Here is a 14,128-nt window from a genome sequence, read left to right as displayed (position 1 = left end):
TGTGGGAGCGGGCTTGCTCGCGAATGCGCTATGTCAGTCAACAGAAAGAGTGGCTGATTCACTGTATTCGCGAGCAAGCCCGCTCCCACATTGGTTATGTGCTGGCTTTGAAGTGGGGGCTCAGCGCAGAATCTTTGGCGCTTCATCCCTTGGCAGGTTATTGCGCAACGCAGGCTTGCCCGGGTCTTGATACCCGCCGCCCAACTGTTCCGCCAACTGCCTGGCTACATCCTCACCCAAGGCTTTCGAGACTTCCTTCACGACACGTGGCCGGTTCAGGCTGACGCGCACATCGCGGCTGTTCACCAGCTTGGTGTCCTGGCCTTCACCCATGGCGGTAAATGCCGAGGTGATCTCGAAGGTGCGGGTGTTGATCAGGCTGAAGTCGGCCACCAACGTCAGGCCCAGTACCGCCGAATAGCTGTTGGTGTGGTCCAGGGCATTGATGTCCTGGGTGAAGTCGATGTCCGACAGTGTGCCGAACAGCACGTAGTCAGCACCCTTGAAGTTACCGGCCTTGATGCGCTTGATCACGTCATAGACGTCGCCCTTGGCGTCGGCGGTGTAGGGCGTTCCCTGCACCAGTTGGAACTGGTGCGACTTGAGGATTTCGCCCTTGATGTCACCGCTGAATTTACGCAGCTCGGTCTGTTCGATGTAGCTGGTACGGCTCTCGTACTCACTGTAGTTCGACGCACCGCTGGCCTGATACGCGCTGGCCTGGAAGTTATTGCTGGCCGACACCGCGTGGATGTACTCCTCGACCCGCGCCTCGTAGGCCAGGTCGGTTACCGCGATCTTAGGGGCGGCCGAGGCGCCAAAGGCGCACAGCAGGCCGATCATGCCGATCCATGCACGCATTGCTTAGCGCTCCGTGGTTTTGCGGATTTCTTTCTCGTCCATCCATTCGGCCAGGCCGCTCTCGACGTCGATCAGCTGCAGGCTGAATTTGTAGAACACGTCCTTGTAGTCCGAGCTGCGCTTGACGATGGAGCTGATGGAGCCTTCCAGGCGGTACTTGGCGGCAACCATGTTGCCGGTCTTGCTCACCGTGGATTTTTTGTACAGGCCGCTCTGGTTCTGCAGCTTGAGCTGGTCGACCTGGCTTTGCATTTCAGTGTTGTCGCTGGCGAAGCGCGCGGTGCCGGTTTTCATCAACTGGGTCTTGATCGACGTGGTGATCTCGCGGGTATCGATGTACTCGCTGGTCTTGTTCTTCACGTCATACACCTGCACCACCGGACGGCCTTGCAGAATGCCGGACTGCGCCAGAGAGCGGGTCATGCTTTCAGCGATCATCTGCAGGTCGGTGGAACCGAACTCGTTGGTCACCAACTCCACGGCCTTGGTGTCGCCGTAGCTGATGTTCTTGCCGCCGAGTACCGGCGAGGTGTTGGAGCAACCGCTGGCCAGCAGGGCGACCACGGCGAGGAACGAGAAGCGTACGAACATGGGGAAATCTCTCTGAAACAGGCTTTTTAGTTGAAGAGCAGGGGCGCGACTCAAGGCGTCTTCACTTCAAGACGGAAGTCCGCGGCCTGGGGCAAATTGGCAATGGCGGGCAGGAAGGTCGCCTGGTTGGCGTACAGGTTCAGCACTTTCCAGGTTTCTTCATCGCCCACAGGGAAACCGTCGGCGCCCAGCCAGGCGAAGCGGTAATACATCATCTGGTTGCTGCTGGTGATATTGCTCAGCTGCACTTTGGCCGTGAGGAAGCCGTTTTCGCGGGCAACGCGAATGGCACCGACGGCGATGCCTTTGAATTTACCCATCACCACGATTTTGCTGGCGGCGCTGCCGGGTTCCGGTGGCGGTGGGGTGGCGCAGCCGGCGAGCAGGATCAGCGCGAGGGCGCCGAGGATGAAATGACGCATAACGTGCTCCTTAAGGTTGTTTGAGGGCGATGGCCTGAGCGGAAGTGCCTGGCACCACATGCGCGGCAAGGCCACCGGCGAAAACCTGGTTGCCGACCACACGCAGAGTGATCACTTGATAGCGCTGGTCGGCCTTGACCGTCACCAGCGTCCCGCCCAAGGCGTTGGGCAGGCTGACTTGGTGTTCGCCATGCTTGAGGCGCAGGCGCGTCACTTGGGTCATGTCCGGCAGGGTGCGCCAGGTGCGGGTGTCAGCACCTTCGGTCACCGCCGAGGCGATGCCCAGCACCAGGCCTGCCATGGGGTTGGTCTTGTTCAGGTTGTTTTGCGTCACGCCACGGCTGACTGCACGCACGGTGGTGCGCAGGATGATCCCAGGCATGTCGTCACGCAGGGCGCGGCGGGACATGGCGGTGGTGCTATTGAGTGCGGTGAGGTTCTGCTGCTTGCCGTCGACGCCGATCTGGCCGAAGGTCGCGGTCGAGGTGTCTGCCTTGATCACCGGGAATGACAGTGGGGTGATGACCAGGTGGCCGTCGATCGGGATCGGCAGCGGTAGGCGGATCGAATCCCGCGCCGGTGCCAGGCCACTCTGCACCACGATCAGCACGTCGGTCTCGTCGGCGCCGACCCTGGATTTGTCCAGGTCCATCAGCGCTTGCTCCAGCAGCGGCGTGTTGGGGCGCAACTCGGCTGCCTTGCGATAACCCGGTGCGGCCAGGTCTTTCTCTCCCAGGGCTTCGTAGACAAAGCCTGCCAGGTAATGGCTGAACGCACTCTGGTAGCTGTTCTTCAGGCCGACCACATCCGGCGCATCCAGTGCTTCAACCGGGTAGCCACGCAGGTCTTTGATCTGGGTGGTTACGCCCTGGCGCTCGGCCTCGTTTTCGCGCTTGAGGTATTCCTTGTCGCGCAGGTCGGCGATAACGGCTTCGCGCTCGTGGGTCTTCTTGATTTCGGTGCGGGCGCCGTCGAAGTCATTCACGGCCAGCAGGTTCAGGGCCATTTGGGTGGTCAGCATGACCTTTTCGTAGTCGTAGCCTTCGTAGCGGCGCACCTTGTCGTTGACCAGGAAACTGCCGAACTGGGCGAGGTACTTTTCGCTGTCGAACTTGACCGACTCTTCCCACTTGTAGACCTGCAGGTCGGCACTGCGCCAGGCGGTCTGGCTGCCGGTGAGGTCACCTTTGGCGCGCAACAGCTCACCCTTTTCGAAGAAGTAGAGCAGGTCCTTGTCTTCGCCGGTGTTGTTCTTTTCCAGCAGGGTCAGGGCGCCATCGACGTTACCGGTGGCCAACTGCTGGTTAGTGGCTTGCAGCTCAGTGTCGTAGCTGCGAAACATCGAACAACCGGAAAGCAAGGTAACCGCCGCAAGCGTGAGCGGGGTCAAGGCGCGAAATGCCATGCAAACTTCTTCCTTGAAAGTGATAAGCAGATGTGCAAATTCCTCATAAAAACGAGGAAATAAATACCCTTTAGAAATAACAGGGCGCGGCATTATAGGCGCCATTACTGGCAAAACAATGGCTTTTTGTTACGCCTTAATGCGGTGAGTGCCATCAATCCGTTAGTGATATTCCAAGCGCCAGATCACGAACGCCTTGAGTCAGAGCCTTTAAAGTTAAACAATGTGTTACTTCGTATTTACCTTTGAGATTCATTCATGATTGCCCCCTTCCGTTTTCTCGCCTGGCTGGTGCTGCCGGCCCTGATGTCGTGCAGCTTCAATCTGCTGGCCGCGACTGCCGAGGGCGCCCCACAAGCCCTGCATTTGCTGGATTACATTGGCGCTGACTACCCACCGACGGTGGAGGCGGGCAAGGTTATCGATGAATCCGAATATCGCGAACAACTGGAGTTTCTCGGCGTGTTGCAGGGCCTGGTGACTGAGCTGCCGGAAAGGCCGGAGCGCGCGGAGTTGGTCAAGGGCGTCGACGAATTGTTAGCGGCTGTGACCGCCCACCAGGATGGCGCAGCTGTCGCTCGCCTGGCCCGGCAGTTGGGCGCCAAGTTGGCGGTGGCCTATGAAGTCAGCCAGGCGCCGGTCATCACGCCCGACCCCGCACGTGGCGCACCGCTCTACGCCCAGCATTGCTCGGTTTGCCACGGCACTGCCGGCGCGGGTGATGGTCCGGCCAGTACGGGGATGACGCCGCCACCTGCCAACCTGCGAGATGCCGTGCGTCTGGACCGCCTGAGCCTCTATGCGATCTACAACACCCTCGGCCTGGGCGTTGAAGGCACTGACATGCCGTCCTTCGCCGATCAACTGGATGACCGTCAGCGCTGGGACCTGGCCACTTACATCGCCGGCTTCACAGCGGGCCCGGCTGCGGCAAAAAGTGAACAGCCCTTCAACCTCGCCGACCTGGCACGCCAGACGCCTAATGAAGTGCTGGCCGCAAACGGTCCAGGCGCCGCCGCGACCTTCCGTGCCCAGCGCGCACAACCGCCACAGGTCAAGCGTGGCCCGGCGCAGTTGCTCGACTACACCGCCGCCACCCTGGACAAGAGTCTCGCCGCATTCCGTAGCGGTGAGCACGAGCAGGCTTATGACCTGTCGGTAGCCGCTTACCTTGAGGGCTTCGAGCTGGTGGAAAGCTCTCTGGATAACGTTGACGCCAACGTGCGCAAGGACACCGAGAAAGCCCTGATGGCCTACCGGCAGTCATTGCAGGACGGCCTGCCGATCGAGCAAGTGCAGCAGCGTCTGGACGTTGCTAAAGGCAAGCTCGCCGAGTCCGCCGGCTTGTTGGGCAGCGATGGCTTGAGCTGGTCGTTGAGCTATATCTCCGGGCTGTTGATTCTGTTGCGTGAAGGCCTGGAAGCCATCCTGGTGCTGGCGGCGATCCTGGCGTTCCTGCGTAACACCGGCCAGCAATCGGCGGTGCGCAGTGTGAACGTCGGCTGGGGCCTGGCGCTACTGGCCGGTCTGGCGACGTGGGCGTTGGCGGCGTATGTGATTGACGTCAGCGGTGCCCAGCGCGAATTGCTGGAAGGTTGCACGGCGCTGTTCGCCAGTGTGATGGTGCTGTGGCTTGGCGTGTGGATGCATGATCGGCGTCATGCAGCAGCCTGGCAGGATTACATCAAGAGCAGCCTGGTCGGCGGCGGAGGGCGCTTTGGTTTTGCGCTGCTGGCGTTTTTCTCGGTGTACCGTGAGCTGTTCGAAGTGATCCTGTTCTACGAAACCCTGTGGCTGCAAGCCGGCCCGGCCGGGCACAACGCAGTGCTGGCGGGTGGTGCTACGGCGCTGGTGCTGTTGGTGGGTTTGGCGTGGGTGATCCTGCGGGGTTCGGCGAAGCTGCCGTTGGCGCTGTTCTTCGGCATCAACGCGGCGTTGCTGTGTGCGCTGTCGGTGGTGTTCGCCGGGCATGGCGTGAAGGCGTTGCAGGAAGCGGGCATCTTCGGTACGCGGCCGGTGGCGTTTTTTGACTTCGACTGGTTGGGCATCCATGCCGATGCGTACTCGTTGAGTGCGCAGGCTTTGGCGATCCTGGCGATTGTGGTGCTTTACGGCCGCAGCCGTCTGGCCGAAAAACAGCGTGTGGTGGCCTGATCGTGCGCGTCTGGATTGATGCGGACGCCTGTCCGCGCGCGGCCAAGGACCAAGTGGTGAAGTTCGCCCTCAAGCGCCAATTCGACGTGGTGCTGGTCGCGGGGCAGAGCCAGATCAAGCCGAGCTTTGCCTGTGTGAAGCTGATCGTAGTACCCAGCGGCCCGGATGCGGCGGATGACTACCTAGTGGAGCACGCGGTGCCCGGCGAGCTGGTGATCTGCAGCGATGTGCCCTTGGCCGACCGTTTGGTGAAGAAGGGCGTCACCGCCCTCGACCCACGGGGCAAGGAATTCAGCCCGGCGAACATGAGTGAACGGCTGGCGGTGCGCAACCTGTTCACTGATCTGCGCGAACAAGGCCAAATGGGCGGCGGCCCACCGCCCCATGGGGAAAAGGACAAGCAGGCGTTCGCCAACGCGCTGGACAGGATACTGACCAAGTTGATGCGCCCGGCCTGACCTTGTTGTAAGCAAGGCTTTTTGTGGCGAGCGGGGCAAGACCGCTCGCCACCGTTAAGTGTTCGACTGTCTGTTCAATCGTTCTCGTGGGTCAATTCCAGCACGCGATCCACGAGTTTGTTGATGCCCGACGCCACCTCACTGATGCTTTTGCCGAGCATGTAGGCAGGGGTGCTCACCAGCTTGCGCGCCTTGTCCTCGACAATATCCTCCACCGCGCACTCGCGGTGGGTGGCGCCCATTTTATCGAGGGCGGCGGCGGTGGCGGCATCGTTGCCGATGGTGCAGGTGACGCCGGGGCCATAGATCTTCGCGGCCAGGGCCGGCGAGATGCAGATCAGCCCGACCGGTTTGCCCGCTTCGGCAAAGGCTTCGGCCAGCGCCAGAACCTGCGGGTTGATGCTGCAACCGGCGCCTTCCACGGCAAAGGTCGAGAGGTTCTTCGCCGCGCCAAAACCGCCGGGCACGATCAGTGCGTCGAAGTCTTCGGCGTTGGCCTCACGGATGTCCTTCACCTCACCCCGGGCGATACGCGCCGACTCCACCAGCACATTGCGCGATTCGGGCATCTCTTCGCCGGTGAGGTGGTTGATCACGTGATGTTGCGCGATATCGGGTGCAAAACATTGGACCTGAGCACCACGCTGGTCCAGGCGCAGCAAAGTGATGACGCTTTCGTGGATCTCTGCGCCGTCGTACACGCCACAGCCGGAAAGGATCACTGCAATCTTTTTGCTCATGAGTATTTCTCCCTATTTCGTGGCGTTAAATGTCTACTAATTTGTCACCTGTTGCCAATGGGATCTGGCGTTGCTACACCTAATCTTGATGTAACAAAAATAGACCGGACTAGCCCATGGACTTCGTGCCTTACGCGGTACCGTTTTTCATTGCCTTGATCGTGGTTGAGCTGCTGGCCGACCATTGGCGCGGCGAGCGCAACTATCGGGTGGCGGATGCCATCAACAGCCTCAGCACCGGTGTGCTGTCCACGACCACGGGGCTGTTGACCAAAGGCGTGGGGTTGTTGACCTACGCGTTCGCGCTCAAGCATTTGGCACTGATCGAACTGTCGGCCCAGAGTGTCTGGACCTGGGTGTTCGCCTTTGTGTTTTATGACTTCTGCTACTACTGGCTGCATCGCTGCGGGCATGAGCGCAACATCCTGTGGGCCGCGCACTCGGTGCATCACCAGAGCGAGGACTACAACCTCACCACCGCCCTGCGCCAGACCAGTACCGGCTTTCTGCTGAGCTGGATCTTCTACCTGCCCCTGGCCGTGCTGGGCGTGCCGCTGGTGGTGTTTATCAGCGTAGCCTCGCTCAATCTTCTGTATCAATTCTGGGTGCACACCCGGCATGTGCCCAAGCTCGGCTGGTTCGAGTGGTTCTTTGTGACACCGTCCAATCATCGGGCCCACCATGCACAGAATGCTCTCTACATGGATCGCAACTACGGCGGGGTGTTCATTATTTGGGATCGGCTGTTCGGCAGCTTCCAGGAAGAAGACGACAACGAACCGGTGATTTTTGGCGTGACCACGCCCTTGGCCAGCTGGAACCCGCTATGGGCCAACCTGCAGTTTTATGCGCAGCTGTGGAGTGATGCACGACGTACCGAAAAATGGTGGGACAAGCTGCGCATCTGGTTCATGCGCACTGGCTGGCGCCCGGCGGACGTGAAGGCCAAATACCCGATGGCCAAACCCGATTTGAGCCAGTTCCGCAAATTTGAAGTGCCGTTGGATGCGCGCCAGCAGGTCTATATCGCGCTGCAATTTGCCGCGTATGTGGGCTTTGGCAGCTATTTGATGAACTTCGGCGAAGGGCTGCCCACGGCGGCGCTGATCCTGGGCTGGAGTGCGGTGGCGGTGGGGTTATTTACGTTGGGCGTAGCCCTGGAGAATCGCCCGTGGGCGCTGAAAGCCGAGCTGGTACGCCTGGGGCTGAATGTGCCACTGGTGTGGCTGGCGCCGCTGGTCGGGTTATGGCCGGCCAGCAGTTTGGGCTGGCTGGGTTTGGTGAGTTACAGCTTGCTCAGCGTGATCGGCCTCTACTGTTGCAGAAGCCGGCTTACTCGGTGGGTGTCTTAGGCGTTTCGACGGGGGCCGGCTCGGCGGCGAGCCGGGCCTTTGCATCCTCGCAGGCCTGGCGGGCAATGCGGGCGTTCTTGAAGCGGCGGCGCAACCACAGGCCAAAGCCCAACAGCACCAAGGCGCCCAGCACCCACAGCTCGTATTTCTTGACGCTGCCGAGCATGCCTTCCAGCACCGCACCGAAGTGGTAAGCCGCAGCGCCCAAGGCTGCCGCCCAGACTGCAGCGCCAATCCCGTTAAGAATCAGGTAGCGAACCGGCGGGTAGCCTGACAAACCAATCGCCACGGGCATCACGGTGCGCAAGCCGTAGACAAACCGGAAGCTCAGCACCCAGATGTCCGGATGCTTACGGATATGTTCCAGGGCCTTGTCGCCCATCAATTGCCAGCGCGGCTTGCGCGCCAACAGTTTGCGGCCGTGCTTGCGCCCCAGGAAGTACCACAGCTGGTCGCCGGCGTAGCTGCCAAAGAAGGCAACGACCACCACCAGGTTGATATCCATGTATCCACGGAACGCCAGGAAGCCTGCGAGAACCAAAATGGTCTCGCCTTCGAAGAACGTGCCCAGGAAGAGAGCAAAGTAGCCGAAGTCATGCAGAAATTGTTGAAGCATGGTCTGGGGTGCTGGCGAAATGAACGCGCAGCCTACGCCTTCGTGAACATTCATGAAAGTATCGAGATGTGTCACGAAGTGAACAATTCCTACATAAACGACGAATGCGACTGCAGGTCGCATCGATAAGCACAACTGTCATTCCTTCGTCATAATGGCCGCTTATAACTGCAACGCTCGCCCGTAAACGCGGGCTCAGGAGTCTGTCGTGAGCTTTACCCCTGCCAATCGCCTGTTCCCCGCCACCCGCCTGCGTCGCAATCGCCGTGATGATTTTTCTCGCCGTCTGGTGCGTGAAAACGTGCTGACGACGAACGATCTGATTTTGCCGGTGTTTGTGCTTGACGGTGAAAATCGCCGGGAAGCGGTGGCGTCGATGCCGGGTGTGGAGCGCTTGACCATTGATCTGCTGCTTGAAGAAGCGGCGAATTGGGTTGAACTGGGGATTCCGGCGCTGGCGCTGTTTCCCGTGACACCCTCCGAACTCAAGTCGCTCGACGCTGCCGAAGCCTGGAACCCGCAAGGGATCGCCCAGCGCGCCACCCGCGCCTTGCGCGAGCGTTTCCCGCAGCTGGGTGTGATCACCGACGTGGCGCTGGACCCGTTCACCACCCACGGCCAGGATGGCATTCTTGACGAAGACGGCTATGTTCAGAACGACATTACCGTCGATGCACTGGTCAAGCAGGCGTTGTCCCACGCGGCAGCGGGTGCCCAGGTCGTGGCGCCGTCGGACATGATGGACGGCCGCATCCAGGCGATTCGCGAAGCCCTGGAACTGGCTGGCCACGTCAATGTGCGGATCATGGCCTATTCGGCCAAGTACGCCAGCGCCTATTACGGCCCGTTCCGCGATGCGGTGGGTTCGGCGCTGAACCTGGGCAAGGCCAACAAGGCCTCCTATCAGATGGACCCGGCCAACAGCCATGAAGCCCTGCACGAAGTGGCGGCCGACCTGGCCGAAGGTGCCGATATGGTGATGGTCAAACCCGGGATGCCGTACCTGGACATCCTTTACCGGGTCAAAGAGGAATTCAAGGTGCCGACCTTTGTCTATCAGGTCAGCGGTGAATACGCCATGCACATGGCCGCGATCCAGAATGGTTGGTTGAGTGAAGGGGTGATCCTTGAATCCCTGACAGCCTTTAAACGTGCCGGCGCTGATGGCATTCTGACCTACTTCGCCGCCCGCGCTGCCCAATTGCTTAGAGAGCAACAATAGCCCTCACAGGAACACTCGATGAATACCGAAGGACTCTCAGAAGTTGCCGTAAAAGACGCTCACCCGGTGGTGGAACAAGTCACCGAGACCCCGCCCGAGCTGGAGCCCGCTCCGCCTGCCGTGGTGCCCGAAGCCCCAGCGCCGGCCCCGGTGGCGGCGGTGACCAACCTGGATGACAGCAGCCTGTACATCCACCGCGAGCTGTCACAACTGCAATTCAACATCCGCGTGCTGGAACAGGCGCTGGACGAGTCCTATCCACTGCTGGAGCGGCTCAAGTTCCTGCTGATTTTTTCCAGCAACCTGGACGAGTTCTTTGAGATTCGCGTCGCGGGCCTCAAGAAGCAAATTACCTTCGCCCGCGAACAAGCCGGTGCCGACGGCCTGCAGCCGCATCAGGCCCTGGCGCGTATCAGTGAGCTGGTGCATGGCCACGTGGACCGCCAATACGCGATCCTCAACGACATTCTGTTGCCCGAGCTGGAAAAACATCAGGTCCGCTTCATCCGTCGCCGTCACTGGACCGCCAAGATCAAGACATGGGTGCGTCGCTACTTCCGTGACGAGATTTCACCGATCATCACCCCGATCGGCCTCGACCCTACTCACCCGTTCCCGCTGCTGGTGAACAAAAGCCTGAACTTCATCGTTGAACTGGAAGGTATCGACGCCTTTGGTCGCGATTCTGGCCTGGCGATCATCCCGGCACCGCGTCTGTTGCCACGGATCATCAAGGTACCGGAAGAGGTGGGGGGCGCTGGCGACAATTATGTATTCCTCTCGTCAATGATCCACGCGCATGCCGATGACCTGTTCCAGGGCATGAAGGTAAAAGGTTGCTACCAGTTCCGCCTGACCCGTAACGCCGACCTGGCGCTGGATTCCGAAGACGTCGAAGACTTGGCCCGTGCCCTGCGCGGCGAGCTGTTCTCGCGTCGCTACGGTGACGCGGTGCGACTGGAAGTGGCTGATACTTGCCCGAAACACCTGTCGGACTACCTGCTCAAGCAGTTCAACCTGGCCGAGTCCGAGTTGTACCAGGTCAATGGCCCGGTGAACCTGACGCGCCTGTTCAGCATCACCGGCCTGGACAGCCATCCGGAGTTGCAATACACGCCGTTCACGCCGCAGATCCCGAAACTGCTGCAAAACAGCGAGAACATCTTCAGTGTGGTGAGCAAGCAGGACATTCTGCTGCTGCACCCGTTCGAGTCCTTTACTCCAGTGGTCGACCTGCTGCGCCAGGCCGCCAAGGACCCGCATGTATTGGCCGTGCGCCAGACGTTGTACCGCTCCGGCGCAAACTCGGAAATCGTCGATGCGCTGGTAGACGCTGCGCGTAACGGTAAGGAAGTCACCGCGGTGATCGAGCTGCGTGCGCGGTTCGATGAAGAGTCCAACCTGCAACTGGCCAGCCGCCTGCAAGCGGCCGGTGCGGTGGTGATCTACGGCGTGGTGGGCTTCAAAACCCACGCCAAGATGATGCTGATCCTGCGCCGCGAAGCCGGCGAGATTGTGCGCTACGCCCACTTGGGCACCGGCAACTACCACGCCGGCAACGCCAAGCTCTACACCGACTACAGCCTGCTGACTTCCGACGACGCCTTGTGTGAAGACGTCGGCAAGTTGTTCAGCCAGTTGATCGGCATGGGCAAGACCTTGCGCATGAAGAAGCTGCTGCACGCGCCGTTCACCCTGAAGAAGGGCATGCTCGACATGATTGCCCGGGAGACCCAGTTCGCCCTCGACGGCAAACCGGCGCACATCATTGCCAAGTTCAACTCGCTGACTGATCCAAAAATCATCCGCGCGCTGTACAAGGCCAGCCAGTCCGGTGTGCGCATCGACCTGGTGGTGCGTGGCATGTGCTGCCTGCGCCCGGGCATTGTCGGGGTCTCGCATAACATCCATGTGCGCTCGATCATCGGCCGCTTCCTGGAGCACACGCGGGTGTTCTACTTCCTCAACGGTGGCGAGGAGCAGATGTTCCTTTCCAGCGCGGACTGGATGGAACGCAACCTCGACAAGCGTGTGGAGACCTGCTTCCCGGTGGAAGGCAAGAAGTTGATCATGCGGGTCAAGAAGGAGCTGGAAAGCTACCTCACCGACAACACACACAGCTGGAGCCTGCAGTCGGACGGCCGTTACGTGCGCAACACGCCGACCGGCAATCAGAACCCGCGCAGCGCGCAGGCGACGTTGCTGGAGAAGCTGGGCAGCCCGATTCTGGCGGTGAATTAATAGCCAATACGGACTAACAATGTGGGAGGAGGCTTGCTCCCGATTGCAGTGGGTCAGTTGATGAACAGGTCAACTGACACTCCGCTATCGGGAGCAAGCCCCCTCCCACATTTGTTTTGCAGGGTGCTTTAGTGCAGGTTCAGGCTGAATCCCACCCGTGTCAGCCACTCCGCTTCCTGGGCAAAGTCCGCCTGGGTCAGCTGGTTTTCATCCAGCCAGCCTTTCGGGAACACCACGTCGAGGCTGTCGCCCCGGGCGCGCAGGGTGACCTGAGGCATTTCCTGAGTGCCACGGATGTGGTGGAACAGGATCGCAAAGCGCAGCAGCACGCACAGGCGAATCAGCTTGATGCCTTCATCGCCGAATTCGGCAAACTTGTCCTTTGGAATGTTGCGGCGATGGCCGCGCACCAGCAGCGCGAGCATCTGTTGGTCTTCGCGGGAGAAACCGGCGAGGTCCGAGTGCTCGATCAGGTAGGCGCCATGTTTGTGGTAATGGTAGTGGGCGATGTCCAGGCCCACTTCATGCACTTTGGCTGCCCAGCCGAGCAGTTCGCGCCAGACGCCGTCTTCCAGGTCCCAGTCCTCGGCCACCTGGTCGAAGGCGTGCAGGGCTTTGCGCTCCACCCGGGCCGCCTGTTCCAGATCGACGTGATAACGCTCCATCAATGAGGTAAGGGTGCGCTCACGCACGTCTTCGTGATGATGGCGGCCCAACAGGTCGTAGAGCACGCCTTCGCGCAGGGCGCCATCGCAGTGGTCCATGCGTTGCAGTTCGAGCGCGTCGAAGATCGCTTCGAGAATCGCCAGGCCTGCGGGGAAGATGGTGCGGCGATCGGGCTTGATGCCATCGAAGTCGATTTTCTCGGCATCGCCCAGTTTGAAGAGCTTGCGCTTGAGCCACGCCAGGCCTTCGGCGTTGACCTCACCGGTGCCATGGCCGCCGGCTTTCAGGGCCAGGCCGATGGCGCGGATGGTACCGGACGAACCGATGGCCTCATCCCAGGTCAGGCGGTGCAGGGCGTGCTCAATGCTCATGATCTCCAGTCGCGCGGCCGTGTAGGCCTGGGCATAGCGTGCCGGGGTGATCTTGCCGTCCTTGAAATAGCGCTGGGTAAAGCTGACGCAGCCCATTTGCAGGCTCTCGCGCAGCAACGGCTCGAAACGCTGGCCGATAATGAACTCGGTACTGCCGCCGCCGATGTCCGCCACCAGGCGCTTGCCGGGAGTGTCAGCCAGGGTATGGGAGACGCCGAGGTAGATCAGGCGCGCTTCTTCACGGCCGGAGATGACTTCTACCGGGTGGCCGAGGATTTCCTCGGCGCGGCGGATAAATTCACCGCGGTTGCGCGCTTCACGCAGGGCGTTGGTACCGACGATTCGCACGGCGCCCAAAGGCATGCCATTGATCAGCTGGGCAAAGCGCTTGAGGCAGTCGAGCCCGCGTTGCATGGATTCTTCATTGAGCTGGCGCTCGTCGTCGATCCCGGCAGCCAGTTGTACTTTTTCGCCGAGCCGTTCGAGGATGCGGATTTCGCCGTTCTGGGCCTTGGCCACGACCATGTGAAAGCTGTTGGAGCCCAGGTCGATGGCGGCGATCAGGGACAGATTCTTGGCTTGGGATTGCGGCATGGTTTGGGGGTCTCGGTCGATAACCTCACCATCGTGCCACGATCGACCGCTGGCGCCAACGCGTTGTGCTTCAGTAATTTTCCTGAGGCTGTCTGTGGGGAATTCCTTTAGGAAATGTAGGGCGGTTTTATAAGTGTGCGCTGAATAAGACCCTTGATGTTGTAGCGTGTTTTAATCAGGTGCTGCGCACGTGCCATTTATGACTTTCCCTACAGTCAGTGATTTGATGTCGCCTTCATTCTTTTGTTCAGGACTACATTGTCGGTGGCTTAAAGTGATGCTTTATTTTTATCATTCCCACAATTATTGATGTGTTGTCTGATTCTTTAACGAAGTGTCAAAGCGACACACTGTTATCCGGCAATTCTGCCTGGGTGGCATTTATTTATCGTTGTACATGTCCCGGAAGATAAGTCGTTGGGCGATGGAGTCGCC

The 14,128-nt window shown here is 60.1% G+C and carries 12 protein-coding genes; 5 read left to right on the top strand and 7 right to left on the bottom strand.

Features of this window, described 5'->3' with window-relative positions; genetic code table 11:
* Positions 1-120: 120 nt before the first annotated feature.
* From A7J50_RS28265 to A7J50_RS28250, 4 genes are read right to left on the bottom strand one after another with little or no spacing between them, the layout of a single operon-like run.
* Complete coding sequence (locus tag A7J50_RS28265) at positions 121-861, bottom strand: hypothetical protein (protein WP_053258607.1); 741 nt, start codon at positions 859-861, stop codon at positions 121-123.
* 3 nt (positions 862-864) lie between these two features.
* Positions 865-1,452: a penicillin-binding protein activator LpoB gene (gene lpoB, locus A7J50_RS28260; protein WP_064454673.1), complete on the bottom strand. Its 588-nt coding sequence runs from the start codon at positions 1,450-1,452 to the stop codon at positions 865-867.
* A gap of 50 nt (positions 1,453-1,502) precedes the next feature.
* Entirely contained in the window at positions 1,503-1,874 is a 372-nt protein-coding gene (locus A7J50_RS28255; RefSeq protein ID WP_003214024.1) for a YcfL family protein, read from the bottom strand.
* 10 nt (positions 1,875-1,884) lie between these two features.
* Entirely contained in the window at positions 1,885-3,279 is a 1,395-nt protein-coding gene (locus tag A7J50_RS28250) for a COG3014 family protein (protein WP_064454672.1), read from the bottom strand.
* 258 nt (positions 3,280-3,537) lie between these two features.
* On the opposite strand from A7J50_RS28250, the gene A7J50_RS28245 reads away from it, so the two are divergent.
* Both A7J50_RS28245 and A7J50_RS28240 read left to right on the top strand, forming a co-directional pair.
* Entirely contained in the window at positions 3,538-5,433 is a 1,896-nt protein-coding gene (locus A7J50_RS28245; RefSeq protein WP_064454671.1) for an FTR1 family protein, read from the top strand.
* A gap of 2 nt (positions 5,434-5,435) precedes the next feature.
* Positions 5,436-5,891, top strand: a complete 456-nt coding sequence (locus A7J50_RS28240; protein ID WP_064454670.1) for a YaiI/YqxD family protein — start codon at positions 5,436-5,438, stop codon at positions 5,889-5,891.
* 74 nt (positions 5,892-5,965) lie between these two features.
* Here A7J50_RS28240 and elbB read toward each other — a convergent pair whose 3' ends face one another.
* On the bottom strand, positions 5,966-6,631 hold the full coding sequence (elbB, locus tag A7J50_RS28235; protein ID WP_064454669.1) for an isoprenoid biosynthesis glyoxalase ElbB: 666 nt from the start codon (positions 6,629-6,631) through the stop codon (positions 5,966-5,968).
* Between the two features lie 116 nt (positions 6,632-6,747).
* On the opposite strand from elbB, the gene A7J50_RS28230 reads away from it, so the two are divergent.
* Positions 6,748-7,983 carry a sterol desaturase family protein gene (locus A7J50_RS28230; RefSeq protein ID WP_064454668.1) on the top strand — a complete coding sequence of 412 codons (1,236 nt, stop codon included), beginning with the start codon at positions 6,748-6,750 and terminating at the stop codon, positions 7,981-7,983.
* Here the strand turns inward: A7J50_RS28230 and A7J50_RS28225 are convergent.
* Complete coding sequence (locus A7J50_RS28225; protein ID WP_064455024.1) at positions 7,964-8,599, bottom strand: DedA family protein; 636 nt, start codon at positions 8,597-8,599, stop codon at positions 7,964-7,966. The two genes, A7J50_RS28230 and A7J50_RS28225, sit on opposite strands and share 20 nt — an antisense overlap.
* Positions 8,600-8,807: 208 nt before the next feature.
* Here A7J50_RS28225 and hemB point away from each other — a divergent pair, with 208 nt between their 5' ends.
* Together hemB and ppk1 are read left to right on the top strand one after the other, a co-directional pair.
* Entirely contained in the window at positions 8,808-9,821 is a 1,014-nt protein-coding gene (gene hemB / locus A7J50_RS28220; RefSeq protein WP_064454667.1) for a porphobilinogen synthase, read from the top strand.
* 18 nt (positions 9,822-9,839) lie between these two features.
* Positions 9,840-12,062, top strand: a complete 2,223-nt coding sequence (ppk1, locus tag A7J50_RS28215) for a polyphosphate kinase 1 (protein ID WP_064454666.1) — start codon at positions 9,840-9,842, stop codon at positions 12,060-12,062.
* Positions 12,063-12,190: 128 nt separating this feature from the next.
* Here the strand turns inward: ppk1 and ppx are convergent, their stop codons facing one another.
* Positions 12,191-13,693, bottom strand: coding sequence for an exopolyphosphatase (gene ppx, locus A7J50_RS28210; RefSeq protein ID WP_064454665.1), 1,503 nt, complete (start codon positions 13,691-13,693; stop codon positions 12,191-12,193).
* Between the last annotated feature and the right edge of the window lie 435 nt (positions 13,694-14,128).

The organism is Pseudomonas antarctica, assembly GCF_001647715.1.
Lineage (GTDB): Bacteria > Pseudomonadota > Gammaproteobacteria > Pseudomonadales > Pseudomonadaceae > Aquipseudomonas > Aquipseudomonas antarctica_A.
Note: the sequence above shows the minus strand (reverse complement) of the source record. Positions and strands in the feature narration are given on the sequence as shown.

Bases quoted from the DNA above. Each gene is read 5' to 3' on its own strand.
- elbB (WP_064454669.1), bottom strand. From the start codon at position 6,631: ATGAGCAAAAAGATTGCAGTGATCCTTTCCGGCTGTGGCGTGTACGAC.
- A7J50_RS28265 (WP_053258607.1), bottom strand. From the start codon at position 861: ATGCGTGCATGGATCGGCATGATCGGCCTGCTGTGCGCCTTTGGCGCC.
- A7J50_RS28230 (WP_064454668.1), top strand. From the start codon at position 6,748: ATGGACTTCGTGCCTTACGCGGTACCGTTTTTCATTGCCTTGATCGTG.
- lpoB (WP_064454673.1), bottom strand. From the start codon at position 1,452: ATGTTCGTACGCTTCTCGTTCCTCGCCGTGGTCGCCCTGCTGGCCAGC.
- A7J50_RS28250 (WP_064454672.1), bottom strand. From the start codon at position 3,279: ATGGCATTTCGCGCCTTGACCCCGCTCACGCTTGCGGCGGTTACCTTG.
- ppx (WP_064454665.1), bottom strand. From the start codon at position 13,693: ATGCCGCAATCCCAAGCCAAGAATCTGTCCCTGATCGCCGCCATCGAC.
- A7J50_RS28255 (WP_003214024.1), bottom strand. From the start codon at position 1,874: ATGCGTCATTTCATCCTCGGCGCCCTCGCGCTGATCCTGCTCGCCGGC.
- A7J50_RS28225 (WP_064455024.1), bottom strand. From the start codon at position 8,599: ATGCTTCAACAATTTCTGCATGACTTCGGCTACTTTGCTCTCTTCCTG.
- ppk1 (WP_064454666.1), top strand. From the start codon at position 9,840: ATGAATACCGAAGGACTCTCAGAAGTTGCCGTAAAAGACGCTCACCCG.
- A7J50_RS28245 (WP_064454671.1), top strand. From the start codon at position 3,538: ATGATTGCCCCCTTCCGTTTTCTCGCCTGGCTGGTGCTGCCGGCCCTG.